We start from the raw sequence: 25,546 nt of genomic DNA on the forward strand, positions 1-25,546 counted from the left end.
CCCATGGGACAGGGGAGTACGGTGCCTTCATGTCTCGCAGCATCAATCTCGCAGTGATCCCCGGTGACGGCATCGGCCAGGAGGTCGTGGCCCAGGGGCTGAAGGTGCTCTCCGCCGTCCTTCCGCAGGATGTGAAGCTGGAGACCAAGGACTTCGACTTCGGCGCCCGGCGCTACCACGCCACCGGTGAGACCCTCACCGAGGCCGACCTCGACGCCCTGAAGCGGCACGACGCGATCCTGCTCGGCGCGATCGGCGACCCCTCGGTCCCGTCCGGCGTCCTGGAGCGGGGCTTCCTGCTCAAGCTGCGCTTCGCCTTCGACCACCACGTCAACCTGCGTCCCTCGAAGCTGCTCCCCGGGGTCGCCACCCCGCTGGCCGGCCAGCCCGAGATCGACTTCGTGGTGGTCCGCGAGGGCACCGAGGGCCCGTACACCGGCAACGGCGGCACCATCCGCAAGGGCACCGAGCACGAGGTCGCCACCGAGGTCTCCGTCAACACGGCCTTCGGTGTCGAGCGCGTCGTCCGGGACGCCTTCGCCCGCGCCCAGGCCCGCCCGCGCAAGAAGCTGGCGCTGATCCACAAGAACAACGTGCTGACCTTCGCCGGTCACCTGTGGACGAACGTCTTCAACAAGGTGGCCGAGGAGTTCCCCGAGGTCACCACCGAGTACATGCACGTGGACGCGGCGACGATCTACCTCGTCACGCAGCCCGAGCGCTTCGACGTGATCGTCACCGACAACCTCTTCGGCGACATCATCACCGACCTCGCCGCGGCCGTCTCCGGCGGCATCGGCGTCGCCGCCTCCGGCAACATCAACCCGAGCGGCGAGTTCCCCTCGATGTTCGAGCCCGTGCACGGCTCGGCGCCCGACATCGCGGGCCAGGGCAAGGCCGACCCCAGCGCCACCGTCCTGTCCGTCGCCCTCCTGCTGCGCCACCTCGGCTACGAGCCCGAGGCCGCGCGCATCGAGGACGCCGTCGCCGCCGACCTCGCCGAGCGCGTCGGGCAGCCCGCCCGCAGCACCGAGGAGATCGGCGACGCGCTCGCCGTACGAGTAGCCGGCTGACCCCGCGCGCTCACCCCAACGAAGCAGCCGCCGGGTCGCAACCGCGCCCGGCGGCTTTTCTTCTGCCCTCGCCGGGTGCCACCATCAACCCCTGGGCAACCCCATGGGCCGCATTCACCCCGTTTTCGTCCACGGCCCCGAGCGCGCGATACTCGCGCGATAATCGAACGCGGAGCCGCTGAATGAGGGAATGCTCGGACGTCCTAGCACTGGCCACGGGCAGTACAGGCGTGAGCGCGGCCCGTCACACACAACCGGTGAAGGACAACCACTCATGACGACGCCCACGATCGAGCTCAAGCCCTCTTCGCAGCCCCGCTCGGATGCGGAGCGCGAGGCGCTTCTCACCAGCCCCGGGTTCGGCCGCCACTTCACCGACCACATGGTGACGATCAAGTGGACCGAGGGCCGCGGCTGGCACGACGGTCAGCTCGTTCCGTACGGCCCGCTCTCCCTCGACCCGGCGAACATGACCCTGCACTACGCGCAGGAGATCTTCGAGGGCCTCAAGGCCTACCGCCAGCCCGACGGCTCCGTCGCCACCTTCCGCCCGGACAAGAACGCCCGCCGCTTCCAGGCCTCGGCCCGTCGCCTCGGCATGCCGGAGCTCCCCGTGGAGACGTTCATCGAGGCCTGCGACGTGCTGGTCCAGCAGGACAGGGCCTGGGTCCCGCGGCACGGCGGCGAGGAGTCCCTCTACCTCCGCCCGTTCATGATCGCGACCGAGGTCGGGCTCGGGGTGAAGCCCGCCAACGAGTACCTGTTCCTCGTCATCGCCTCCCCGGCCGGCGCCTACTTCCCGGGTGGGGTGAAGCCCGTGTCCATCTGGCTCTCCGAGGACCGCGTGCGCGCCGTCCCCGGCGGCATGGGCGACGCCAAGACCGGCGGCAACTACGCGGCCTCGCTGCTCGCGCAGGCCGAGGCCGCCGCCAAGGGCTGCGACCAGGTCTGCTACCTCGACGCGGTCGAGCACCAGTGGATCGAGGAGCTCGGCGGCATGAACCTGTACTTCGTGTACGGCGGCGCGTCCGGTGAGAAGCCGGTGATCGTCACCCCGTCGCTCACCGGTTCCATCCTGGAGGGCGTCACCCGCGACTCCCTGCTCACGGTGGCCCGCGACCTCGGCTACGAGTCCCGTGAGGGCCGCGTCTCCATCGACCAGTGGCAGCGCGACGCCGAGAACGGCACGCTGACCGAGGTCTTCGCCTGCGGCACCGCGGCGGTCATCACCCCCGTCGGCACGGTCAAGCGCACCGGCGCCGAGTGGAAGCAGTCCGGCGGCGAGCCCGGCGAGGTCACCATGAAGCTGCGCGAGGCACTCCTCGACATCCAGCGCGGCATCAGCGAGGACCAGCACGGCTGGATGCACCGGCTGGGCTAGGGCCTGTCGTTCGGATCACGCGGCGGGACGCGGTGCGGGGCACGCGCGTCCGCGGCGTGGTCATCGGTCCGGCGATCCACGAGTCCCGCCGGTCCCGGTCCCCCCGACAGGAGTGCGGGGACCGGCGGTTCGTTCGACGCGTAGCGGCTCCGCGACACGGGTATCCACAGATTCCACGGGGGAGCGTGCCGCCCTCCCGTGCGCCCGTACGACCACGGAGGGAGCGCAGGTGAGCGCAGGGTCGCCGCTGCCACGACTGCGTTGGCTGCTGCGCACCTTACGCACCCCGCGCCGTCCCCAGAGCCTCACGGTTCTCGTCCTGCTCGCCGGCGTCGCCGCGCTCCTCCTGTGGAGCAGCTCGCGGATGGACAACTACGAGGAGAACCTCACCCTCAACCTCGGCACGGACATCGTCGGCGTCGTCGTCACCGTCTTCGTGATCGGCCCGCTGATCAGCCGTGCCCAGGAGGGCCGGGTCCGCGAGCACACCCGACTGGACTACGAGTGGTTCAGCGCCCAGGTCTACGGCTCGACCTCGAACGTGAAGGTCCTCGACACCTTCTCCCACGTGTTCGGCCCGCAGTTCTCCGAGCGGCTCTTCCGCGGCATCAAGGCGGCCACCGGGCACGGCGCCCGCGTGCAGATCCTCCTTCTCGACCCCGATTCCCTCGCGGTCATCCTGCGCGGCCGTGAACTGGGCGAGCGGAGTGACGACATCCGCCGCGACATCCTGCGCAACCTGCGCACGCTGGACCGGTTCGCGCTCCGGCTCGACGAGACATCCCGGCAGCTCCTCGAAGTGCGCCTCTGCTCCACGTCCCCCGGCGTGACCCTCTACCGCTGGGACGAGCGCTCCCTGGTCTCCTTCCTCACCGTCGGGCGTCTGTCCGGCGAGGGAGTCCAGCTGGAGGTCGCCGTCCACTCACCGCTCGGTACCTTCGTCGAACAACGCTTCGACGAACTGTGGCAGCAGAGCAAGCCGATGGAACGGTTCACCCATCTGCCGCTGACCCTGGTCGACGCGACCGACGGGCGCCGGGAGTTCAGTTGTCGCTTCGTCCACGTGGACGACTGCCCGTACGTCGCCGGGCACGACCTGGTGTCGTACCTGGCCCGCCACCGTCTCGACCAACTCTCCGCCTACAGCGAGGCCTTGAACGCCTCCGGGGCGCACGAGCTGATGGTCGTGGACGACGAGAGCGAGCTGCACGGCCTGCTCATGCAGCGCTTCGCGGAGAAGTACGATGCGTCGGCGGGCGCCTTCGTCGAGTTGCGGCCGTTGATCCTGGTCAGGGAATAGAGGCCCCGGCACACATGAGTTCAGCGCTCCACCCCGCTCGGCCCGCGAGACCCGGCTCCGCGCACCCGAGCCCTCGCTTCCGCGCCTTCACGCCCCGTGACCTGGACGGCCTGCTGCGGCGCGTGTCCCTGTCGCCCGCCGAGCGACTGGACCTGCGCGCCGTGGCGGCCGTCCTGCCGTTCCGTACGAACAGTTACGTGGTCGACGAGTTGATCGACTGGGCGGCCGTGCCCGACGACCCGCTCTTCCGGCTGACGTTCCCGCAGGCCGAGATGCTGCCCGAGCCCGACCTCAAGCAGATGGCGGACCTGCTCGCGCAGGACGCCCCGAAGGCCGACGTGCTGCGCGCGGCCCACGAGATCCGGATGAGGCTCAACCCGCATCCCTCCGGCCAGCTCGACGCCAACGTCCCCGTCCACGAGGGGCGGCGTCTCACCGGCCTCCAGCACAAGTACCCGGAAACGGTGCTGATCTTCCCGCGCCAGGGCCAGACCTGCCACGCCTACTGCACGTACTGCTTCCGCTGGCCCCAGTTCGTCGGCGAGTCCGACCTGCGCATCGCCACCGACGACATCGCCGCCACCTCCGCCTATCTGCGCGCCCACCCGGAGGTCACCAGCACGCTCATCACGGGCGGCGACCCGATGGTGATGAGCACCGAGGTGCTGCGCCGCTACGTCGAGCCGCTGCTGGAGATCGAGTCCGTCCGGTCGATCCGGGTCGGCACCAAGTCGCTCGCCTTCTGGCCCCACCGCTTCCTCACCGACCGTGACGCCGACGACGTGCTGCGCCTGTTCGAGAAGGTGGTCGCGAGCGGCCGCCACCTCGCGCTGATGGCCCACTTCACCCATCCCCAGGAGCTGCGGCCCCCGGTGGTGCGGGAGGCGATGCGCCGGGTGCGGGACACGGGTGCCGTGATCCGCTGCCAGGGGCCACTGGTCAGGGGCATCAACGACAGCGCCGAGGCGTGGGCCGGGCTGTGGAACGAGACGACCGCGCTGGGGGCGGTGCCGTACTACCTGTTCGTGGAGCGGGACACCGGCCCCCAGGGCTACTTCGGGGTGCCGCTCGCCCGCGGTCACCAGATCTTCCGCGACGCCTACGCCCAGGTGTCCGGCCTCGCGCGGACCGTGCGCGGCCCGGTCATGTCGGCGATGCCGGGCAAGGTGTGCGTGGACGGGGTCACGGAGGTGGCCGGCGAGAAGGTCTTCGTGCTCCACCTCATCCAGGCCCGCGACCCGGACCTGGTGGGCCGCCCGTTCTTCGCCGCGTACGACGAGAACGCCACCTGGTTCAGCGACCTCAAGCCCGCCTTCGGCGCGAGCCGGTTCCTGCCCGGCCTGGATGCGGGCTGAGCCGAGGATCGCCTCGGCCTTCTCACCCGGCGCCCAGGGCTCGCCGATGGTCAGCTCCGTGGGCCCGCTGCAACGCTGATCCCCTCCTGAGCGGACTCCGAGCCGCTCGTCCCGGAGGCCGGGCTCAGGGACAGCGCCAGGTACGCGACCCCACCGACCAGTCCCGACAGGACGAAGCTGCAGTCCACCCCGCCGGTGAGGGACAGGAGTGGTCCCTCGTAGGAGGGCAGGGACACGGCGAGCAGGCCGACGGTGGCGCCGAGGACCCAGGAGACCGTCGCCCGGACGTTCCAGCCGGCGCGGTACCAGTAGATCCCGCCCCGGGAGCGGCGGTTGAAGACCTGGAGGGCGTCCGGGTCGTAGCTTCCGCGGCTGCGGGCGAAGCCGATGAGGGTGATGACCGCCCACGGGGTGCCGATGGCCGTCAGGAGAAGGACGAAGGACGTCATCGCGGACTGCGCGTTCCAGGCGTAGTGGCCGACGAAGACACAGACGGTGGCGACGACGGCGACCGTGAGGGTGGCCCGGGCGCGTGAGGCCCGCGGCAGGATCGCGTCCAGGTCCAGGCCCATCGAGTACAGCATCAGTCCCGCGTTGCCGACCGAGCCCGCGGAGGCGGCGAGCAGGAGCGGGACCAGGTACCAGGCGGGGGAGGCGGAGACCAGCGGTCCCGCGTAGTCGAGGGCGGCGCGGGCCGCGTACGCCGTGAAGGTCCCGAAGAGCTGGGGGACGAGCAGGCCGGCGATCAGTCCCAGCCAGGTGGCGTGCAGGACCGTGCGCGAGGAGTGCCGGGACGGGGAGATGTACCGGGTGTAGTCACCGAGCAGGGTGATGAACGCGATGGGCCCGGACAGCCCCGCCGCGACCGCCGCCAGCAGCCAGGTCGGCCAGAACGAGCCGAGCAGGTAGCCGCCCGCCTCGGGGAGCGCGGCGGTGGTGAAGTGCGGCGCGTACGCGAGGACGCCGAGGGCGAGCAGCGCGGTCATGCCCACCGCGAGGACACGGGACATGGCGAGCAGCACCCGGTAGCCGTAGACCGCGCCCGCGACGGTGGCGGCGGCGAGGAGCGCGTACACGACGGCGTAGGCGAGGCCGTCCACCGGCAGTCCGAACAGCCGGTGCAGGACGCCGATCATCACATCGCCGCCGATCCACACGGTCAGCGCGGTGTAGCCGAGGGCGAGCAGCAGCCCGACGACCGAGCCGACCAGCCGCCCGCGCACCCCGAACTGGGCGCCGGAGGAGGTGGAGAGGTTGGTGGCCGTGCGCAGCGAGACCAGCGCCAGGGGAGCGGTGAGCGCCGTGCCGATCACCGTGCCGGCCACGATCGAGCTCACCGAGGACCACCAGTCGAGCCCGAAGGACGGCGGCAGCCAGCCGAAGATGATCACGCCGAGACAGAGGTTGGAGCCGAGCAGGATCGAGACGAGGTCGCGCGGACCGCTGGTCCGCTCCTCGTCGGGGATGGTGTCGACTCCGCGCTGTTCTATCGGCATGGCTGGTCTCCTTCGATCCGCCGCCCGGTTGTTTAGAGCGACGTTCAATGTGTCGCTTTCCAGGTGCGCCCGTCAATGCCCCACTGCCTGTCAATGTTTCCCTCTTGCCCATCCGTTGTTTAGAGTGATGTTCTAACCAGTGGAAGGCAAGGAGGTGCCGCGTCGTGAGACTGACCCCCACGGAACGTGACCGGCTGCTGCTCTTCGGCGCGGCCGAGCTGGCCCGGGCCCGCCGGGCCCGTGGCCTGAGGCTCAACGTCCCCGAGGCGACCGCGCTCATCGCGGACACCGTGTGCGAGGCGGCCCGCGACGGGCGCCGGCTCGCGGAGGCCATCGAGGCGGCCCGCTCCGTGCTCGGCCCGGACGACGTGCTGCCGGGTGTCGCCGACATCGTCACCGAGGTGCACGTCGAGGCCGTCTTCGACGACGGGTCCCGGCTCGCCGTGGTGAGCGACCCCCTCGGCGCGGGACTGGGGGAGGAGGGACCGGGCGCCCTGCTGCCGGGTCCCGCGCACACCGAGCCCGAGGCCGCCGTGCGGCTGACGGTCACCAACACCGCCACCGTGCCCGTCTCCGTCACCTCGCACTTCCACTTCTTCGAGGCCAACCCGCGGCTCGACTTCCCCCGGGCGACGGCCTACGGGATGCGGCTCGCCGTCCCCGCCGGTTCGTCGGTCCGCTTCGGCCCCGGGGAGAGCGCCGAGGTCGGCCTGCGCCCGATCGGCGGAGCGCGGGTCGCGATCGGCTTCGCCGGACTCGTGGACGGTCCGCTGGACGCGCCCGGAGCCCGGGAGGAGGCCCTGCGCAGGGCAGCCGCCTGCGGGTACCTCGGCGCCGACGAAGCCGAAGGGGACGAACGATGAATCCGTACGAGTACGCCGCCACCCACGGCCCCCGCGCGGGCGACCGCGTCCGCCTCGGCGACTCGGGGCTGACCATCCGCGTCGAGTCGGACTCCCAGCGACACGGCGACGAGTTCCTCGCCGGCTTCGGCAAGACCGCCCGCGACGGGCTGCACCTCAAGGCCGCCGCCGTCCGCGACACCTGCGACGTCGTGATCAGCAACGTGGTGGTGATCGACGCGGCGCAGGGCATCCGGAAGGTCTCCATCGGCATCCGCGAGGGGCGGATCTGCTCGATCGGCCGGGCCGGGAACCCCGACACCCTCGACGGGGTCGACGTCGTGGTGGGCACGGGCACGTCCATCGTGTCCGGCGAGGGACTGATCGCCACCGCCGGAGCCGTCGACACCCACGTCCACCTGCTGTCGCCGCGCATCATGGAGGCCTCGCTCGCCTCCGGCGTCACCACCGTCATCGGCCAGGAGTTCGGGCCGGTGTGGGGAGTCGGCGTCAACTCGCCCTGGGCGCTGCGCCACGCCTTCTCCGCGTTCGACGCGTGGCCGGTCAACATCGGCTTCCTGGGCCGGGGTTCGTCCTCGTCCGACGCGCCCCTGGTCGAGGCCCTCGCCGAGGGCGGCGCGAGCGGCTTCAAGGTCCACGAGGACATGGGCGCCCACACCCGCGCCCTCGACACCGCGCTGCGCGTCGCCGAGGAGCACGACGTCCAGGTCGCCCTGCACAGCGACGGGCTGAACGAATGCCTCTCGGTCGAGGACACCCTGCGGGTGCTGGACGGCCGGACCATCCACGCCTTCCACATCGAGGGCTGCGGCGGCGGGCACGTCCCGAACGTCCTCAAGATGGCCGGCGTCCCGAACGTCATCGGCTCCTCCACCAACCCCACCCTGCCCTTCGGCCGGGACGCGGTCGCCGAGCACTACGGCATGATCGTCTCCGTCCACGACCTCAAGACCGACCTGCCCGGCGACGCCGCCATGGCGCGCGACCGGATCCGCGCCGGGACCATGGGCGCCGAGGACGTGCTGCACGACCTGGGCGCGATCGGCATCACGTCGTCGGACGCGCAGGGCATGGGCCGCGCGGGCGAGACCGTACGCCGGACCTTCGCGATGGCCGGAAAGATGAAGACCGAGTTCGGCGCCCCGGAGGACCACGACAACGAACGCGTCCTGCGGTACATCGCCAAGCTCACCATCAACCCGGCCATCGCCCACGGGCTCGCGCACGAGGTCGGCTCCCTCGAGGTCGGCAAGCTCGCCGACATCGTGCTGTGGCGCCCCGAGTTCTTCGGCGCCAAGCCGCAACTGGTCCTGAAGTCCGGCTTCCCGGCCTACGGCGTCGTCGGCGACCCGAACGCCGCCACCGACACCTGCGAACCCCTCGTCCTGGGGCCGCAGTTCGGGGCGCACGGTGCGACGCCCGCCGAGATCTCGGTGGCCTTCGTCGCCCAGGCGGCCCTCGACCAGGGCAACGACCGGATGCCGACGCGCCGGCGCAGGGTCGCCGTGCGAGGCACGCGCGGGATCGGCCCCGCCGACCTGCGCCTCAACTCCCGTACGGGAGCCGTCGACGTCGACCAGCGCACCGGCCTGGTCACCCTGGACGGCGAGCCACTGCGCTCCGAGGCCGCCGACTCCGTATCCCTCAACCGCCTCTACTTCCTGTGAAGGTGCCCGCCATGACCCCTGCCTCCGACGGTTTCCGGATGCCCGCCGAGTGGGACGCGCACGAGCGCACCTGGATGGCGTGGCCGGGCCCGAACCCCACCTTCGACGACCCGGACGAGCTCGCGCGGGCGCGGGCCGCCTGGGCGTCGGTGGCGCGCGCGGTCCGCCGCTTCGAACCGGTCACCGTCGTGTGCGGGCAGGGGCAGTCCCGGGAGGCCGCGGAGCTCCTCGGCCCCGGGGTCGACACCGTGGAACGGGAACTCGACGACGCCTGGATGCGTGACATCGGCCCCACCTTCCTCACCGACGGCAAGGGTGGACTGGCCGCCGTGGACTGGACGTTCAACGGCTGGGGCGCCCAGGAGTGGGCTCGCTGGGAGCACGACGCCAAGATCGGCGCGTACGTCTCGGACCTCGCGGGCGCCAGGACGTACGCCTCGCGGCTGGTCAACGAGGGCGGCGCGATCCACGTGGACGGCGAGGGGACCGTCCTGCTCACCGAGACCGTCCAACTGGGCCCGCAGCGCAACCCGGACTGGACGCGCGAGCGGGTCGAGTCGGAGATCCACGCCCACCTCGGCACCCGCAAGGCGATCTGGCTGCCGCGCGGACTGACCGGCGACTACCCCCCGTACGGCTTCGGCACGCTCGGGCACGTCGACATCGTGGCCGCCTTCGCCCGCCCCGGAGTCGTCGTCGCGCACCACCAGCCGGATCCCGCGCACCCCGACCACGAGGTGACGAAGGAGGTCATCGGGCTGCTGAGGGCGCAGACCGACGCGCGCGGGCGCCCCCTGGAGGTCGTCGAGGTCCCGGCACCGACGGTCCTGGAGGCCGACGGGCACTGGGCGGACTACTCCTACATCAACCACTACCTCTGCAACGGCGGTGTCGTGCTGTGCGGCTTCGACGACCCGCGTGACGACACCGCGGCCGGGATCTTCCGCGAACTGTTCCCCGAGCGGACGGTGACCCTGGTGGACGCCCGTACGATCTTCGCGGGCGGGGGCGGTATCCACTGCATCACCCAGCAGCAGCCGAAGGTCTGAGGCCAGGGGCCCGAGGTCCGGGGCCCGCCGACCCGCGCGAGCGGGGGTCGGGTAGAACGTACAGGTGAACGTACTGCTCTGTACCGTGTGCCGGCGCCGCCCTCGCCGGGCCGAGGTGACCACCGGGGCCGACCGGGCCCCGGGCGGTACGGAGACCGTGGAGGCCGCCCCGTGACCCGTCGCCGCAACACCGCACCGCCCCGCGAGGAGGTCCTCGGGGTGGCGATGGGCATGATCGCCGAGCGCGGCCTGGAGAAGCTCACCATGGCGGCGCTCGGCCGCGAGGTCGGGATGAGCAGCGGCCACCTCCTCTACTACTTCCGCTCCAAGGACGAACTGCTGCTCCAGACGCTGGAGTGGAGCGAGGGCCGGCTCGGTGCCGAGCGCGGCCGGCTGCTCGCCGCGCGGGGCACCGCCCGCGGCCGCCTGGACGCGTACGTCGCCCTGTACGTCCCCGACGGCCACCGCGACCCCCACTGGACGCTCTGGCTGGAGGTCTGGAACCACTCGCAGAACGCCGGCGAGGACGCCCGTGAGCGGCAGGTCGCCATCGAAGGGGCCTGGCACCGGGACCTGGTGGCGCTGATCGCCGAGGGTGTCTCGCGGGGCGAATTCCGGCAGGTCGACCCGGACCGCTTCGCCGCGCGGCTGCGGGCCCTGCTCGACGGCTTCTCCATCCACGTGGCGATCGGGCTGCGCGGCACCGACCGGGAGCGGACCCTCGGCCACGTGAAGGAGTTCCTGGACGCATCGCTCGGCTGACCACGGGCGCCGCCCGGTCGCGGACGGGTGCGGACCCGTGCGGCCCGGGACGGCCATGGCCGGAAGCCGCCCTCGGAAACGGACGAACCGCTCGCATCCTGAGACGATCTGGGCCCGTGGGCGGCGCTGTGCCAGACTGCCCCCGTGCTCTCGTTCGCCATGATTATGGGCAGCAGGCGCGCCGGTCCGCAGTGACCGCCACGTACCACCACGTACGGGCGGGCACCGTCGTCCTCGACCCGCGCGCAGACCTCTCGCACCCGCGAGAGGTTTTTCGTTTTCCTGGCCCACCACAAGCCGGGAAGGGAGCGCGAGGGATCATTGGGGGACGGTGGAGCCGGTCATTCCGGTACAGACCGAGATCCAACACAGGAGCCAGACACCATGACCGAAACCAGCGAGCTCGACGATTCGTTCCACGTCTTCGACACGACCCTGCGCGACGGCGCGCAGCGTGAGGGCATCAACCTCACCGTGGCGGACAAGCTGGCCATCGCACGGCACCTGGACGACTTCGGGGTGGGCTTCATCGAGGGCGGCTGGCCCGGCGCCAACCCGCGGGACACCGAGTTCTTCGCCCGCGCCCGGCAGGAGATCGACTTCAAGCACGCCCAGCTCGTGGCCTTCGGCGCCACCCGCCGGGCGGGAGCGAAGGCGAGCGAGGACCAGCAGGTCAAGGCGCTGCTGGACTCCGGTGCCCCGGTGATCACGCTGGTGGCCAAGTCCCACGACCGCCATGTCGAGCTCGCGCTGCGCACGACCCTGGACGAGAACCTGGAGATGGTCCGCGACACCGTCTCCTACCTGTGCTCGCAGGGCCGGCGCGTCTTCGTCGACTGCGAGCACTTCTTCGACGGCTACCGCGCGAACCCCGCGTACGCGAAGGCGGTCGTCCGGGCCGCCTCCGAGGCGGGCGCCGACGTGGTCGTGCTCTGCGACACCAACGGCGGCATGCTCCCGGCCCAGGTCCAGGCGGTCGTCGCCACCGTCCTCGCCGACACCGGGGCCCGGCTCGGCATGCACGCCCAGGACGACACGGGCTGCGCGGTGGCCAACACGCTGGCCGCCGTCGACGCGGGCGCGACGCACGTGCAGTGCACGGCGAACGGCTACGGCGAGCGGGTCGGCAACTCGAACCTGTTCCCGGTGGTGGCGGCCCTGGAGCTGAAGTACGGCAAGCGGGTGCTGCCCGAGGGCGCGCTGCGGGAGATGACGAGGATCTCGCACGCGATCGCGGAGGTGGTCAACCTGACGCCTTCGACGCACCAGCCCTATGTGGGTGTTTCCGCGTTCGCGCACAAGGCCGGTCTGCACGCTTCGGCGATCAAGGTCGACCCGGACCTCTACCAGCACATCGACCCCGAGCAGGTCGGCAACACCATGCGGATGCTGGTCTCCGACATGGCGGGCCGCGCGTCGATCGAACTCAAGGGCAAGGAACTCGGCATCGACCTCGGTGGCGACCGCGAACTGGTGGGCCGGGTCGTCGAGCGGGTCAAGGAACGCGAGCTCAGGGGCTATACGTACGAGGCGGCCGACGCGTCCTTCGAGCTCCTGCTGCGCGCGGAGGCCGAGGGCAGGGCCCGCACGTACTTCGAGGTCGAGTCCTGGCGGGCCATCGTCGAGGACCGCCCCGACGGCACCCACGCCAACGAGGCCACGGTCAAGCTCTTCGCCAAGGGCGAGCGCATCGTCGCCACCGCCGAGGGCAACGGTCCCGTCAACGCCCTCGACCGCGCGCTGCGGGTCGCGCTCGAGAAGATCTACCCCCAGCTCGCCACGCTGGAACTCGTCGACTACAAGGTGCGCATCCTGGAGGGCAAGCACGGCACGTCCTCCACGACCCGTGTGCTCATCTCCACCTCCGACGGCGCGGGCGAGTGGTCCACGGTCGGCGTCGGGGAGAACGTCATCGCCGCGTCCTGGCAGGCACTGGAGGACGCGTGCACCTACGGTCTGCTGCGGGCGGGTGTGGAACCGGCCGCGTAGCGCGAGCAGCCGGGCACGGGCCCCGGCGAGGTGTGAAGACCTCGCCGGGGACCCGCGCCGGACCTCCGTGGCCTACTGCAGGTGCCACTTCTGGTTGGCCGCTCCCGTGCACGTCCAGATCTGCGCCCGTGCCCCGTTCGCCGAGGAGTTGTCGGTCACGTCGAGGCACTTGTTCGCCGCGGTGTTGACCACGTCACCCGTCGAGGCGTTGTACGACCACCGCTGGGCGCCGCTCCCGTTGCAGTCGTACAGCTGGACCTTGGCGCCGTTCGCGGTCGAGGCCGAGGTCACGTCCAGGCACTTGCCGAGCGTCTGCACCGAGCCGTCCGCCTGCACCGCCCACTTCTGGGCCGCGCTGCCGTTGCAGTCGTAGAGCTGCACCGCGGCGCCGTTGGCGCTCGAACCGCCCGCCACGTCCAGGCACTTGCCCGCGAGCCCGACGAAGGAGCCCGACTGGCCGCCGCCCCCGCCCGACTGCGTGCCGGACCAGGTGAAGGTGGCCGAGGTCTTGCCCGGCAACGAGTAGGTGGCGTGCTGCGAGCCCCAGTTGACAGTGATCGTCTTCGCGGCGGACGCGTCGTTGTACGCGATCAGCGCCTTCGACCCGTCCGGGTTGCGCCACGCCACGTTCGGCACCGACGTGGACGCCGTCGACGCGATCCGCTGGGCACCGGGCCGGACGAACTTCGTCAGGTGGCCCATCGTGTAGTACTCGACCGTGTAGTCGACGCTCCCGCTCGCCCCGTCGCCGTTGTGCACGGTGATCAGCCCGCTGCACGTCCCGCAGCCGCCGTTGTGCGGCCCCCGGTTCTGGTCCACGGCCAGCGACCACTTCGTCACCGACTTCGCCCAGTTGCGCGTGTAGTCGACGATGTTGAGCATGTCCTCGCGCTGCTGGTTGGCGATCCAGGTGCCGCCCGAGTGCTCGGTCCCGAAGGCGTCCAGCCCCGGGTACTGGTTGTGCACACTCGTCTGCTTGTTGATGTCCCCGCCGTACCCGTGCCAGGCGATCCCGCCGAAGTTCGGGTGGGAGCGCACCGCCGCGTCGTCGACGGTCGGGGCGGCGTACGAGTCGTACACGTCCCAGTTCCAGTCGTGGGCGAGGACCTTCGTGGACAGGCCCGCCGCCTGCAGCTTCGGCAGCAGCTCGCTCTTGGTGAAGTAGGCGAGCCCGGAGCCGTTCCAGCTCATCGAGGGGTACCCCGAGCAGCAGGTCGGCTCGTTCTGCGCGGTGACGTACGAGACCGGCACGCCCTGGTCCCGGTAGGCCTGGAGATACTTCACGAAGTACGAGGCGTACGCCCCGTAGTCCTCGGACTTCAGCCAGCCGCCGTTGAGCTGCCCGCTGTCCTTCATCCAGGCCGGAGCCGTCCACGGCGAGGCCATCACCGTCAGCGACGGGTTCAGCTGGAGCGCCTGCTTCGTCAGCGGCACCACGTCCGCCAGGTCGTGCGCGATCGAGAACTGCGCCAGGTTCGGGTCGCTCTGCCCGGCCGGCACGTCGTCGTAGGTGTAGCCGAACCGCGCGAGGTCCGACGCGCCCATCGGATTGCGCAGGAAGGACAGCCCGATGCCGTCCGTCGGTGAGAACAGCTTGCGCATCGTGGCGTCCCGCGTCGACTGCGAGAGCGCGCCACTGCTGTTCATCAGCCAGGCGGCGGTGTCGGTGAAGGAGGCACCGCCGCCGGTGAAGGTCTGGTACCGGGTGTTCTCGTCGACGGTGATGTTCTCGCCGCTTCCGCCGCTGCCGGACTGGAAGGCGAACGGCGCCTGGGCCTGGAGCCCGCGTACGACATGACGGCCGCCGTCGTCATCGGTCGTGGTCAGCCAGGCGGTGACCTGTTCGCCCGCGGCGTGCGCGGGCGCGGCCGCCGTGAACCCGGCCGTGGTGAGCAGACCGGCGAGAAGCAGCCGGACCGCTCGAGTGGATCCCCTCATGGGGCGCCGCCCTTCTGGAGGTGGGGGTGGGGAGGCGTGCGAGGCGTGAGTAAATGACGGCTCGCGGGGCGCGTCAAGGGGGTGCGCGTTCACACTTTGAAGGAACAACACCCCTGATCCGGCCGGGGGTTGAGTCTGTACCGGTTCTGACGTGAAGCCTTGACGGTCCCCCGTGGCATCAGTTAACTCACGCCGTGATCTAAGCCGTAAGTGAACTACGAGAGCCGAGGGAAGGTCCATGCGAAGAACCGCCCTGCTCGCCTCAGCCGCCCTGCTCGTCGGGCTGCTTCCGCTGGCCGCGGCCGGCACGGTCGCCGCGGCCGACGACCCAGCCCCCGTCCCGGTCGACCGCTTCGAGGGGGAAGTGCCCTTCGCGAGCCAGCCCGCCGACGGCATCTTCACCTGGGGTGGCGACGCCGACGACCCGCCCGCACTCGCCCTGACCGCACGGCCGGACGCTCCCGAGGGCGACAAGGTCCTCGGCGGCGACTACGACATCAGCGGCTATGGCGGCTTCACCCACGACTTCGCCGCCGGCCAGCCGGCCCACGACTGGTCCGCCCACCGGGGCATCCGCTTCTGGTGGGACGGCCAGAACAACGCGAAGAAGGTCAACTTCGAGATCAAGGACGGCGGCGCCCACGGCGAGGCCTCCGAGCTGTGGACGACCTCCTTCACGGACGACTTCACCGGCTGGAAACAGATCGAGATCCCCTTCGGCAACTTCACCTATCGCACGGACTACCAGCCCGTCGGCGGAATCGACCAGGTTCTCGGCCTCACCCAGATGTGGGGGTACGCCGTCACGCTCCCGGTCGGCGTCAAGGGCCACTTCGCCATGGACGACGTCGAGCTGTACGGCAAGGCGGACCAGTCCCTGCGGGCCTCCGTGAACGCCGACTCGGCCGTCTACCCGGTGAAGGAGGGCGGCTCGGCGACGGTGAAGCTCTCCGTCGCCACCACCGGGTCCGCCCCGCTCGACGAACCCGTGACGGTCGCCTACGAGAGCGCGGGCGGCACCGCCGAGTCCGGCAAGGACTACACACCGGTCAAGGGTGAGATCACCTTCCCGGCGGGCACCGCCTCCGGGGCCTCCCGCACGATCCGGGTGTCCACCCTGAAGGACCGGTCGGCCGAGGCCGCCGAGACGATCCCCCTCAAGCTGACGGTCACCGGCGCGAAGGCCCCCGCCGAGACCCCGCAGGTGGTCATCGACGCCCACGGGCTGCCGTACCTGGACCCGAAGCTGTCCGTGCGCAAGCGGGTCGCCGACCTCGTCTCCCGGATGTCCCTGGAGGAGAAGGCCGGACAGATGACCCAGGCCGAGCGCGGCGCGATCGGAGCGGGCGGCGACATCGCCTCGTACGACCTCGGCTCGCTGCTCTCCGGCGGCGGCTCCACGCCGACGCCGAACACCCCCGCGGCCTGGGCGAAGATGATCGACGGCTACCAGCTCCGGACGCAGGCCACCCGGTTCCAGATCCCGCTGATCTACGGCGTGGACGCGGTGCACGGCCACAACAACCTCGCCGGCGCGACGATCATGCCGCACAACATCGGCATCGGCGCGACCCGCGACCCGGGTCTGGCGGAGAAGGCGGGCTCGGTGACGGCCGCCGAGGTCCGCGCCACCGGCATCCCGTGGGACTTCGCCCCCTGCCTGTGCGTGACCCGCGACGAACGGTGGGGCCGCTCGTACGAGTCCTTCGGTGAGGACCCGGCCCTCGTGAAGTCCATGGAGACGGTCATCCAGGGCCTCCAGGGCGCCCGCGACGGCAGCGACCTGAAGGACGACGACAAGGTGCTGGCGACCGCGAAGCACTTCGTGGGCGACGGCGGCACGGAGTACGGCTCCTCCACGACCGGCTCCTACACCATCGACCAGGGCGTCACGAAGGTCACCCGGCAGCAGCTGGAGGCCGTGCACCTGGCCCCGTACCAGACGGCCGTCGACCGCGGCATCGGCACGGTCATGCCCTCGTACTCCTCGCTCGACATCCTGGGCGACGGTCAGGGCCCGGTGAAGATGCACGCCCGCGCGGACATGATCAACGGCGTGCTCAAGGGCCGGATGGGCTTCGACGGCTTCGTGATCAGTGACTGGAACGCCATCGACCAGCTCCCCGGCGACTACGCCTCCCACGTCCGCACCTCGGTCAACGCGGGCGTCGACATGATGATGGTGCCGTACTCCTACAAGGACTTCCGTACGACGCTCATCGACGAGACGAACGCCGGCCGCGTCACCGCGCAGCGGATCGACGACGCCGTGTCGCGGATCCTGACGCAGAAGTTCAAGCTCGGCCTCTTCGAGAAGCCGTACGCCGACACGAGCGGCGCGTCGCGGATCGGCTCGCCCGCGCACCGGGCGGTGGCCCGCGAGGCGGCGGCCGAGTCGCAGGTCCTGCTGAAGAACTCGGCGGGCGTGCTGCCCCTGAAGAAGTCCCAGAAGGTCTACGTCGCCGGTTCGAACGCCGACGACCTCGGCAACCAGACCGGCGGCTGGACCATCACCTGGCAGGGCTCCTCCGGAAAGAACACGGACGGCACCACGATCCTGGAGGGGATGAAGCGCGCGGGCGGTGACGTCACCTACTCGAAGGATGCCTCCGCGCCCACCGGCGGTTACGACGTGGGGGTGGTCGTCGTCGGCGAGACCCCGTACGCCGAGGGCGTCGGCGATGTCGGCAACGGCAACGACCTGGAGCTGACGGCCGCCGACAAGGCCGCCGTGGACAAGGTGTGCGCCGCCATGAAGTGCGCGGTCCTGATCGTCTCCGGCCGCCCGCAGCTCATCGGCGACCGCCTCGGTGACATCGACGCGCTCGTCGCCTCCTGGCTGCCCGGCACCGAGGGCGACGGTGTCGCGGACGTCCTCTACGGCAGGCGGCCCTTCACCGGACAGCTCCCCGTCACCTGGCCGAAGTCGGAGGCCCAGCTGCCGATCAACGTCGGTGACACGGCCTACGATCCCCAGTTCCCCTACGGCTGGGGGCTGACCACGCTCAGCAAGGTCCCCGAGGGCGGTTCCGCGACCCTCAGGGCCCTCGCCCTGGTGGCCGCTGGCGCGGACCGGGCGGGCGCCGACGCGCTGGGCCGCGCCGTCGTCTCCAAGGCCCGCCTGCTGGTCCAGCAGAAACTGTCCTCGGCCCTCACGCCGGCCACCAGCAAACCCTTCGCCGACGCCGATCACCTCCTCCTGACGGGCCACTACGCCGAGGCGGTGAGCAAGCTGACGGAGGCGTACCGCGCCGCGTGACGTCCACCTCGTAGCCCGCGAGCACGGTGCGGGTGGGAGCGGGTGGGGCGGGTGGGGCTGGGGTTACCCCTGGCCACCTCTGTCCCACCCGCACCCGATGCTCCGTTCAGCGCACGTTCGCGCAGGTTTCGGGTAGCTTCGGAGATATGAAGGCCGCACTGATCCGGGGGCTCCCCGGACTGCTGATCGCGCTGCTCCTCGCCGCTCTCGCGGCCCTCTCTCCCGGCGCGTACCCCGCGCACGCGGCCACCGCCACCGCCACCGACGTCGGCACGGTGGCGGCGGCCCTTCGCAGGAGCCCGGTCTACGTCGACCCCGCGGCCTCCGCCCAGTTGTCCGCGGCGGACGCCCGCGCCCTCGCCGCGAAGATCAAGAAGGCGGACAAGCCCGTCTTCGTGGCGGTTCTCCCCGACGGCTTCCCCACCCAGAACCTCTTCCAGAACCTCCGCACGGACACCGGCGTCACCGGCCTGTACGCCATCAGGCTCGGCACCCGCTTCGACGCCCGCGCGGACTCCGCCGTGCTGGCCCGCACCGGCGTGCAGAACCTCGTCACCAGCGTCCAGGGCGAACCCGCCAAGACCCAGCTGAACGACTTCACGGACCGCGCGCTCAACAGCGTCAAGGGCTCGGCCCCGAGCAGTTGGGGGTCCCACGCGGGCGGCGGGGACGGCGGCGTCTCCACGACCGCGCTGATCGCCGTCGGCGCCGTGGTCGTGGCCGGCGGCGCGGGCGCGTACACACTCGTACGCCGCAACCGGCGCCGCAGGTCGCAGGAGCAGCGGGCCGCGCTGGACAAGCTCCGCGTCGTGGTGGACGAGGACATCACCGCCTTCGGCGAGGAACTCGACCGGCTGGACTTCCACCCCGCGGAGGTCGGCGCGGACGACGCGATGCGCGCCGACTACGAACGCGCGCTCGACGCGTACGAACAGGCGAAGTCGTCGATGACGGCCGCCCGCCGCCCGGAGGACGTACGCGCCGTCACCGAGGCGCTGGAGGACGGCCGCTTCTCCCTCGCGCTGCTGGCCGCCCGCCGGGAGGGCCGCCCGCTGCCGGAGCGCCGCGCACCCTGCTTCTTCGACCCGCGGCACGGTCCCTCGGTCGCGGACGCGACCTGGACGCCGGCCGGCGGCGCGGCCCGCGAGGTCCCCGTCTGCGCGGCGGACCGGGCCCGGCTGGCCGACGGCGACGACCCGGCGGTCCGCGAGGTCGACACCGAGTACGGCCGCCGCCCCTACTGGGACGCGGGACCGGCCTACGGCCCCTGGGCGGGCGGCTACTTCGGCGGCGGCATCCTCCCCGGCCTCCTCGTCGGCACCCTGCTCGGCGGCGCGATGGCCACCCCCTCCTACGCGGCCGACTACGGCACCGGTTACGGGGACTTCGGCGGCTACGACGGCGGCGACGTCTCGGGTGCCTCCTTCGACCCCGGCGACTTCGGCGGCGGATTCGGGGACGGCGGGGGCGGAGGGGACGGCGGGGGCGGCGACTTCGGCGGCGGAGGAGATTTCGGCGGCGGCTTCTGAGCGACGGCGCCCCGAGCCACGGCGTCGCGAGGCCCGGCGTCGCGAGGCCCGGCGTCGCGAGGCCCGGCGTCGCGAGGCCCGGCGTGGGCACGGGCGAGGAGGTCCGGCAGGGCCGCCGCCGGACGCGGTACCTCGCACTCGGTCCCGCTCGGCGTCCGGAGTGGCCGCGGCCTGACATCGGGCCCGGCCATGCTTCTCAGGCGTCGGCGTCGGCGTCCGCGTCGGGCAGGGCGAGCCACTCCCGCCACGACAGATCACGGCCGATGAACCGAGGCCGTTCGAAGGGCCAGTCCTCGGCGATCCACCGGGGCACCAGCGAGGCAAGCTCACGCTCCAGTCCGGTGCCGGCCCTGTCGTCCGTCACCCACCAGGAGATCTCGGCGTCGGCCCCGGCCTTCTCCGGCGGGTCGATGTAGACACACCCGGACTCGACGGTCCCGGTCCCGTCGAGCAGAACGTAGTTGAACGACTCATGGGCGGCGATCTCGGCCTCGTGCCGCTCCAGATCCCTCTGGTTCGCCTCGTACGTCATGGTCTCGGCGGGCCAGCCCCAGGCCTCCCCGAAGAGGGACCAGAGCCGCTCGCGCGAGCCCATGACCACGGGATAGTCCATGGCCGCGTCGGCACCCGTGATGGGCCTGAGGTGATGCCCCCCGGACAGTTCGACACGGAGGGGGTGCGCGAAGTCGGCAGGCAACCAGGTCATGCCCGGAGGCTAGCCGCCGGACGACGGCCACCGCACCGGGATATCGCCCGCCCTCGGCGGACGCCCGTCACGGGCCTGCACCGGTGCAGGGGGTGACCTGTACGCGGACACGCCGGAGCGCCCGCCCTCCCGGTACGGGGGGAGTAGAGGACGGGCGCGCTCAGGGTGCCGTGAGGGCGGGTCAGACGTTCTTGATCGCCGAAATGTCGAAGTTCAGCTTGATCTTGTCGGAGACGAGGACGCCACCGGTCTCCAGGGCCGCGTTCCAGGTGAGGCCCCACTCGGAGCGCAGGATCTCGGCCTTGCCCTCGAAGCCGACGCGCTCGTTGCCGAACGGGTCCTTCGCCGAGCCGTTGAACTCCAGGTCGATGGTGAGCGGCTTCGTGGTGCCGAGGATCGACAGCTCACCGGTGATCCGGTAGTCGTCTCCGCCCAGGGCCTCCGCCTTGGTGGAGCGGAAGGTCATCGCCGGGAACTCGTCGGTCTTGAAGAAGTCCGAGCTCTTGAGGTGGGTGTCGCGGTCCGCGGAGCCCGTCTCGATGCTGTCCATCTTGACGTCGATCGTGGCGGTGGACCGGGACGGGTCGGCGCCGTCCAGGTGCAGCGCGCCCTCGAAGTCCTGGAAGGAGCCCTTGACGTTCGTGACCATGGCGTGACGGGCGACGAAGCCGATCGTCGAGTGCGCCGGGTCGATCGTGTACTCGCCGGTGAGCGCCGCGAGGTCGGGGTTCACGGCGGCGGCTGCCGCGCCGGCGGTGGGGGTGTCGGTGGTCTTACGGCCGAAGATGCCCATGACGTGCTCCTAAGGGGGGACGGGGTCGCGGATCGGGGAAGCGGAACCGCGAGGATCATTTTGTTAAACATTCAACGAGGTGAACAGGACTGACGGTAGACCTATTCCATTCAACTTTCAACATCATCCGCTGTGTGTTGCCGACGTTACTGTGCGTTCCGGCGAGGCGCTCCCCGTCGCGCACTCCCGGCCGGTCGAACCGGTGCGCATCACCGCTGGTGGGAGCTCTGTCGGCGGTTGTCGCCGGGGCACGGGCGTGTCCACGGCGCGGGGGCGCTCCGTTAACCTTTTCGCGGAGGGGCCGCACCCAGGGGAGTCCCCGGGCGAGTGTCCGGGCCCGGCCGGTGCGGCAGGTGCGGCCGGGTGGGCGCGGCGGCCGAAGTGCGCGGCGCAGGCCGCCGTTCGAGGGGCCATGTCACTCTGGGGATGGTATGCCTCACCCATGAATGTGAGGTGACTCTCAGCTGACGGCTTTGTGTGACCTCTACAAGCCGCATGCCCCCTGAGCAGTCAGATCGCCTGCATCCGGTCGAGGTTCTGTTCAGGGGTACCAGGAAAACAGGCTGGAGACTGTACGGAGTCGACGGCTCGCTTTTCTTGTTCGACTTCGTAAGGTCGCTACATGACCGTTTTGGACGAGGCCGCACCCTCAGGCGAACCCACGGACGCACGCGGGCGCGTGGCCGAACTGCACGCGATTCGTGCGGAGGCACTGCGCGGCCCCAGCGAGAAGGCGACCGAGGCCCAGCACGCCAAGGGCAAGCTGACCGCCCGGGAGCGGATCGAGCTGCTCCTCGACCCCGGGTCCTTCCAGGAGGTCGAGCAGCTGCGCCGGCACCGGGCGACCGGGTTCGGCCTGGAGGCCAAGAAGCCGTACACGGACGGTGTGATCACCGGCTGGGGCACGGTGGAGGGCCGTACGGTCTTCGTCTACGCGCACGACTTCCGTATCTTCGGCGGCGCGCTCGGCGAGGCCCACGCCACGAAGATCCACAAGATCATGGACATGGCCATCGCGGCCGGTGCGCCGCTGGTCTCCCTCAACGACGGTGCGGGCGCCCGGATCCAGGAGGGTGTCTCCGCGCTGGCCGGCTACGGCGGCATCTTCCAGCGCAACACCAAGGCCTCCGGTGTCATCCCGCAGATCTCCGTGATGCTCGGCCCGTGCGCGGGCGGCGCGGCCTACAGCCCGGCCCTGACGGACTTCGTGTTCATGGTCCGTGAGACCTCGCAGATGTTCATCACCGGCCCGGACGTGGTCAAGGCCGTCACCGGTGAGGAGATCAGCCAGAACGGGCTCGGCGGCGCCGACGTGCACGCCGAGACCAGCGGGGTCTGTCACTTCGCCTACGACGACGAGGAGACCTGCATCGCGGAGGTCCGCTACCTCCTGTCGATGCTCCCGCAGAACAACCGCGAGAACCCCCCGCGTGTCGCCTCGGAGGACCCCGTGGACCGGCGCGGCGATGTCCTCCTCGACCTGGTGCCGGCCGACGGCAACCGGCCCTACGACATGACGAAGGTCATCGAGGAACTCGTCGACGACGGCGACTACCTCGAGGTCCACGAGCGCTGGGCCCGCAACATCATCTGCGCGCTGGCCCGCCTGGACGGCCAGGTGGTGGGCATCGTCGCCAACCAGCCGCAGACCCTCGCCGGCGTCCTGGACATCGAGGCCTCGGAAAAAGCTGCGCGCTTTGTCCAGATGTGTGACGCTTTTAACGTTCCGATCATCACCCTCCTGGACGTTCCGGGGTTCCTGCCCGGTGTGGACCAGGAGCACGGTGGGATCATCCGGCACGGCGCGAAGCTCCTGTACGCGTACTGCAACGCGACGGTGCCGAGGATCTCGCTGATCCTGCGCAAGGCGTACGGCGGTGCCTACATCGTGATGGACAGCCAGTCCATCGGCGCGGACCTCACGTACGCGTGGCCCACGAACGAGATCGCCGTGATGGGCGCCGAGGGCGCCGCCAACGTCATCTTCCGCCGTCAGATCGCCGACGCCGCCGATCCTGAGGGCATGCGTGTGCGCATGGTCAAGGAGTACAAGGCCGAGCTCATGCACCCCTACTACGCCGCTGAGCGCGGTCTGGTCGACGACGTCATTGACCCCGCCGAGACCCGCGAGGTCCTCATCCGCTCGCTGGCGATGCTGCACACGAAGCACGCGGACCTGCCCTCCCGCAAGCACGGCAACCCCCCGCAGTAACCCTGCGGCTCCTCCGCGGCAGCGCCGCGGAAACCTCTCTCACGGAGACTGACACCTATGAACGACCCCGAGATCCGCGTCGAGAAGGGCCACGCCGAGCCCGAGGAGGTCGCCGCCATCACGGCCATCCTCCTGGCCCGGGCCGCCGCCCAGCCGGACACCACCCCCACCCACCGAGGCCGTACGAAGGCCGGCTGGCGCCGTCTGGAGCGCGAGCCCGGCTTCCGTGCCCCGCACAGCTGGCACGGTTAGCCCGCGGCGCTTGTACGTGACGAGGGGCCCGCTCCGTATCCGGAGCGGGCCCCTTCGCCGTGCCCGTGCCGGTGGAAAGTGTGGGCGGGGGAGGAAACGTGGCCGGGGCGGAGCGCCCGCCGGAGGGAAGCACCCTGGCCGGAAGTTCCGGCGGGGCGGAGGCGCCGGTGGACGGGAAGGGCGGGGAGAACGGCCGAGGGCGGCTTCTCCCCGCGGGGAGAAGCCGCCCTCTGTTGGCGTCCGTCGCGCGGAGCGGCTACCGCAGGCGGGCCATGAGCGCGTGCTCGACCAGGGTGATGAGCGCGCTCTTCGCGTCCGCGCGGTGCCGGGCGTCCGTCGTGATGATCGGAGCGTCCGGGCCGATCTGCAGCGCCTCGCGCACCTCGTCCGGGTTGTACGGCTGATTGCCGTCGAAGCCGTTGAGGGCGATGACGAAGGGGAGACCACTGTTCTCGAAGTAGTCGACCGCGGGGAAGCAGTCGGCGAGGCGGCGGGTGTCGACGAGGACGATCGCGCCGATGGCGCCGCGGACCAGGTCGTCCCACATGAACCAGAAGCGGTCCTGACCAGGGGTGCCGAAGAGGTACAGGATCAGGTCCTGGTCCAGGGTGATGCGGCCGAAGTCCATGGCGACGGTGGTGGTCGTCTTGTCTCCGGTGTGCGTGAGGTCGTCGATGCCCGCGGATGCGGACGTCATGACGGCCTCGGTGCGCAGCGGGTTGATCTCCGAGACGGCGCCGACGAACGTGGTCTTGCCCACGCCGAAGCCGCCCGCCACCACGATCTTCGCGGACGTGGTGGAGCGGGAAGGCCCTCCGCTAGAGCTTGCGAAGTCCACTGAGCACCCTTTCGAGCAATGTCACGGCTGGCTGGCCGCCGGCGCTCTCGTCGCCGCCCGGCTGATGAATGGCGACCAGGCCCGCCTCCGCCAAGTCGGCGACGAGAATCCTGGCCACGCCGAGAGGGATGGTCAGCAGGGCCGAGATCTCGGCCACCGACTTGATCTCCCGGCAGAGATTGCAGATCCGCTGATGCTCGGGCAACTGGCCCTGCATCTGGTGCGGTTGTGCGGTGGTGTGCACCAGCGCCTCGATGGCGAGCTGGTAACGGGGCCTGGTGCGGCCGCCCGTCATGGCGTACGGGCGCACCAGAGGGTTGTTCGACGAACCCGCGGGCGCCGCCTCCGGTGTGCGCCGTTGCGGCTGCACCGGCTGGATGCGCGGCGCCGGGGGCTGGTCGTACGGCGAGGGGCCGGGGCCCTGCGGCGTGTACGGCTGCTGGCGTCGGTGGCTTGGCGCGGAGGGGAAGTTGTAACGGTTCGGGTTCTGCGAACCATCGCCCTGGCCCTGCCCCTGTCCGGGGCCGTACGACCAGTTGCCCGAAGACGAACCGCCTGGGGGTGTTGCCACTTTCTCCTCCTCCGACTGTGCCGGGCACCCATCAGTGTGGGACCGCGTCCCGAAACCTTACGGCCCCGGGACGCCAAAACGCACGGTCTGACTGTTAGTTGAGAAGGCTCCCTTGGAGCTCCGCTCGTAGATCCGGTGTCAGGACCGTACCCGCACGGTCCACCAGAAGGGCCATCTCGTACCCGATGAGACCGATGTCCGCTTCGGGATGTGCAAGGACCGCGAGCGATGAACCATCGGAAACGGACATGATGAAGAGGAATCCTCGCTCCATCTCCACAACTGTCTGGTTCACGCTGCCGCCCTCGAAGATGCGGGACGCGCCCGCGGTCAGCGAGGTCAGACCGGACGCGACAGCCGCGAGCTGGTCGGCGCGGTCACGGGGAAAGCCTTCGGACATCGCCAGAAGGAGTCCGTCGGCGGAGACCACCACGGTGTGGGACACCCCGGGGGTGTTGTCCACGAAGTTGGTGATCAACCAGTTCAGGTTCTGCGCCGCCTGGCTCATCGGGC

20 protein-coding genes are annotated in these 25,546 nt (G+C 70.8%); 13 read left to right on the top strand and 7 right to left on the bottom strand.

Going from position 1 to position 25,546, the window contains the following annotated elements; genetic code table 11:
* Positions 1-29: 29 nt before the first annotated feature.
* From HEP85_RS27915 to HEP85_RS27930, 4 genes are all read left to right on the top strand, one after another.
* On the top strand, positions 30-1,073 hold the full coding sequence (locus HEP85_RS27915; RefSeq protein WP_168530374.1) for a 3-isopropylmalate dehydrogenase: 1,044 nt from the start codon (positions 30-32) through the stop codon (positions 1,071-1,073).
* A gap of 274 nt (positions 1,074-1,347) precedes the next feature.
* Entirely contained in the window at positions 1,348-2,454 is a 1,107-nt protein-coding gene (locus tag HEP85_RS27920) for a branched-chain amino acid aminotransferase (protein WP_168530375.1), read from the top strand.
* Positions 2,455-2,683: 229 nt separating this feature from the next.
* Positions 2,684-3,754: a hypothetical protein gene (locus tag HEP85_RS27925; RefSeq protein WP_168530376.1), complete on the top strand. Its 1,071-nt coding sequence runs from the start codon at positions 2,684-2,686 to the stop codon at positions 3,752-3,754.
* A 14-nt stretch (positions 3,755-3,768) separates the two neighbouring features.
* Complete coding sequence (locus HEP85_RS27930; RefSeq protein WP_168530377.1) at positions 3,769-5,109, top strand: KamA family radical SAM protein; 1,341 nt, start codon at positions 3,769-3,771, stop codon at positions 5,107-5,109.
* Between the two features lie 50 nt (positions 5,110-5,159).
* Here the strand turns inward: HEP85_RS27930 and HEP85_RS27935 are convergent, their stop codons facing one another.
* Positions 5,160-6,605 carry a cytosine permease gene (locus HEP85_RS27935; RefSeq protein ID WP_168530378.1) on the bottom strand — a complete coding sequence of 482 codons (1,446 nt, stop codon included), beginning with the start codon at positions 6,603-6,605 and terminating at the stop codon, positions 5,160-5,162.
* A 164-nt stretch (positions 6,606-6,769) separates the two neighbouring features.
* Between HEP85_RS27935 and ureA the strand changes: the two genes are divergently transcribed.
* The 5 genes from ureA (at position 6,770) to cimA (ending at position 12,935) form a co-directional block, all read left to right on the top strand.
* On the top strand, positions 6,770-7,468 hold the full coding sequence (gene ureA, locus HEP85_RS27940; RefSeq protein WP_168530379.1) for an urease subunit gamma: 699 nt from the start codon (positions 6,770-6,772) through the stop codon (positions 7,466-7,468).
* Positions 7,465-9,135, top strand: coding sequence for an urease subunit alpha (locus HEP85_RS27945; protein ID WP_168530380.1), 1,671 nt, complete (start codon positions 7,465-7,467; stop codon positions 9,133-9,135). Before ureA ends, HEP85_RS27945 begins: the two co-directional genes overlap by 4 nt.
* 11 nt (positions 9,136-9,146) lie before the next feature.
* Positions 9,147-10,184 (top strand): agmatine/peptidylarginine deiminase, encoded by a 1,038-nt coding sequence (locus HEP85_RS27950; RefSeq protein WP_168530381.1) that lies wholly within the window; start codon positions 9,147-9,149, stop codon positions 10,182-10,184.
* Between the two features lie 225 nt (positions 10,185-10,409).
* Positions 10,410-10,946 carry a TetR/AcrR family transcriptional regulator gene (locus HEP85_RS27955; protein ID WP_168534091.1) on the top strand — a complete coding sequence of 179 codons (537 nt, stop codon included), beginning with the start codon at positions 10,410-10,412 and terminating at the stop codon, positions 10,944-10,946.
* Positions 10,947-11,330: 384 nt separating this feature from the next.
* On the top strand, positions 11,331-12,935 hold the full coding sequence (gene cimA / locus HEP85_RS27960) for a citramalate synthase (RefSeq protein WP_168530382.1): 1,605 nt from the start codon (positions 11,331-11,333) through the stop codon (positions 12,933-12,935).
* A 72-nt stretch (positions 12,936-13,007) separates the two neighbouring features.
* Here cimA and HEP85_RS27965 read toward each other — a convergent pair whose 3' ends face one another.
* Positions 13,008-14,873: a ricin-type beta-trefoil lectin domain protein gene (locus tag HEP85_RS27965; protein WP_168530383.1), complete on the bottom strand. Its 1,866-nt coding sequence runs from the start codon at positions 14,871-14,873 to the stop codon at positions 13,008-13,010.
* Positions 14,874-15,111: 238 nt separating this feature from the next.
* Between HEP85_RS27965 and HEP85_RS27970 the strand changes: the two genes are divergently transcribed.
* Together HEP85_RS27970 and HEP85_RS27975 are read left to right on the top strand one after the other, a co-directional pair.
* Positions 15,112-18,132 (top strand): glycoside hydrolase family 3 N-terminal domain-containing protein, encoded by a 3,021-nt coding sequence (locus HEP85_RS27970; RefSeq protein ID WP_369657866.1) that lies wholly within the window; start codon positions 15,112-15,114, stop codon positions 18,130-18,132.
* 146 nt (positions 18,133-18,278) lie between these two features.
* Positions 18,279-19,661: a hypothetical protein gene (locus HEP85_RS27975; RefSeq protein WP_365771047.1), complete on the top strand. Its 1,383-nt coding sequence runs from the start codon at positions 18,279-18,281 to the stop codon at positions 19,659-19,661.
* 196 nt (positions 19,662-19,857) lie between these two features.
* On the opposite strand, the gene HEP85_RS27980 is transcribed toward HEP85_RS27975, so the two are convergent.
* Positions 19,858-20,367, bottom strand: a complete 510-nt coding sequence (locus HEP85_RS27980; protein ID WP_168530384.1) for a GNAT family N-acetyltransferase — start codon at positions 20,365-20,367, stop codon at positions 19,858-19,860.
* 181 nt (positions 20,368-20,548) lie between these two features.
* Positions 20,549-21,160, bottom strand: a complete 612-nt coding sequence (locus tag HEP85_RS27985) for a YceI family protein (RefSeq protein ID WP_168530385.1) — start codon at positions 21,158-21,160, stop codon at positions 20,549-20,551.
* A gap of 622 nt (positions 21,161-21,782) precedes the next feature.
* Between HEP85_RS27985 and HEP85_RS27990 the strand changes: the two genes are divergently transcribed.
* Positions 21,783-23,372, top strand: coding sequence for an acyl-CoA carboxylase subunit beta (locus HEP85_RS27990; RefSeq protein ID WP_168530386.1), 1,590 nt, complete (start codon positions 21,783-21,785; stop codon positions 23,370-23,372).
* Positions 23,373-23,429: 57 nt separating this feature from the next.
* Positions 23,430-23,624 carry an acyl-CoA carboxylase subunit epsilon gene (locus HEP85_RS27995; protein ID WP_168530387.1) on the top strand — a complete coding sequence of 65 codons (195 nt, stop codon included), beginning with the start codon at positions 23,430-23,432 and terminating at the stop codon, positions 23,622-23,624.
* Positions 23,625-23,880: 256 nt separating this feature from the next.
* Here HEP85_RS27995 and HEP85_RS28000 read toward each other — a convergent pair whose 3' ends face one another.
* The 3 genes from HEP85_RS28000 to HEP85_RS28010 all read right to left on the bottom strand — a co-directional run bounded on the left by HEP85_RS28000 (position 23,881) and on the right by HEP85_RS28010 (position 25,541).
* Positions 23,881-24,462 (bottom strand): ATP/GTP-binding protein, encoded by a 582-nt coding sequence (locus HEP85_RS28000; RefSeq protein WP_030793786.1) that lies wholly within the window; start codon positions 24,460-24,462, stop codon positions 23,881-23,883.
* Positions 24,443-25,033 (bottom strand): DUF742 domain-containing protein, encoded by a 591-nt coding sequence (locus HEP85_RS28005; RefSeq protein ID WP_153288431.1) that lies wholly within the window; start codon positions 25,031-25,033, stop codon positions 24,443-24,445. Before HEP85_RS28005 ends, HEP85_RS28000 begins: the two co-directional genes overlap by 20 nt.
* 94 nt (positions 25,034-25,127) lie before the next feature.
* Positions 25,128-25,541, bottom strand: a complete 414-nt coding sequence (locus HEP85_RS28010; RefSeq protein WP_005479603.1) for a roadblock/LC7 domain-containing protein — start codon at positions 25,539-25,541, stop codon at positions 25,128-25,130.
* Positions 25,542-25,546: the final 5 nt, after the last annotated feature.

Origin of the sequence: Streptomyces sp. RPA4-2 (genome assembly GCF_012273515.2) — a bacterium.
GTDB classification, from domain to species: domain Bacteria; phylum Actinomycetota; class Actinomycetes; order Streptomycetales; family Streptomycetaceae; genus Streptomyces; species Streptomyces kaempferi.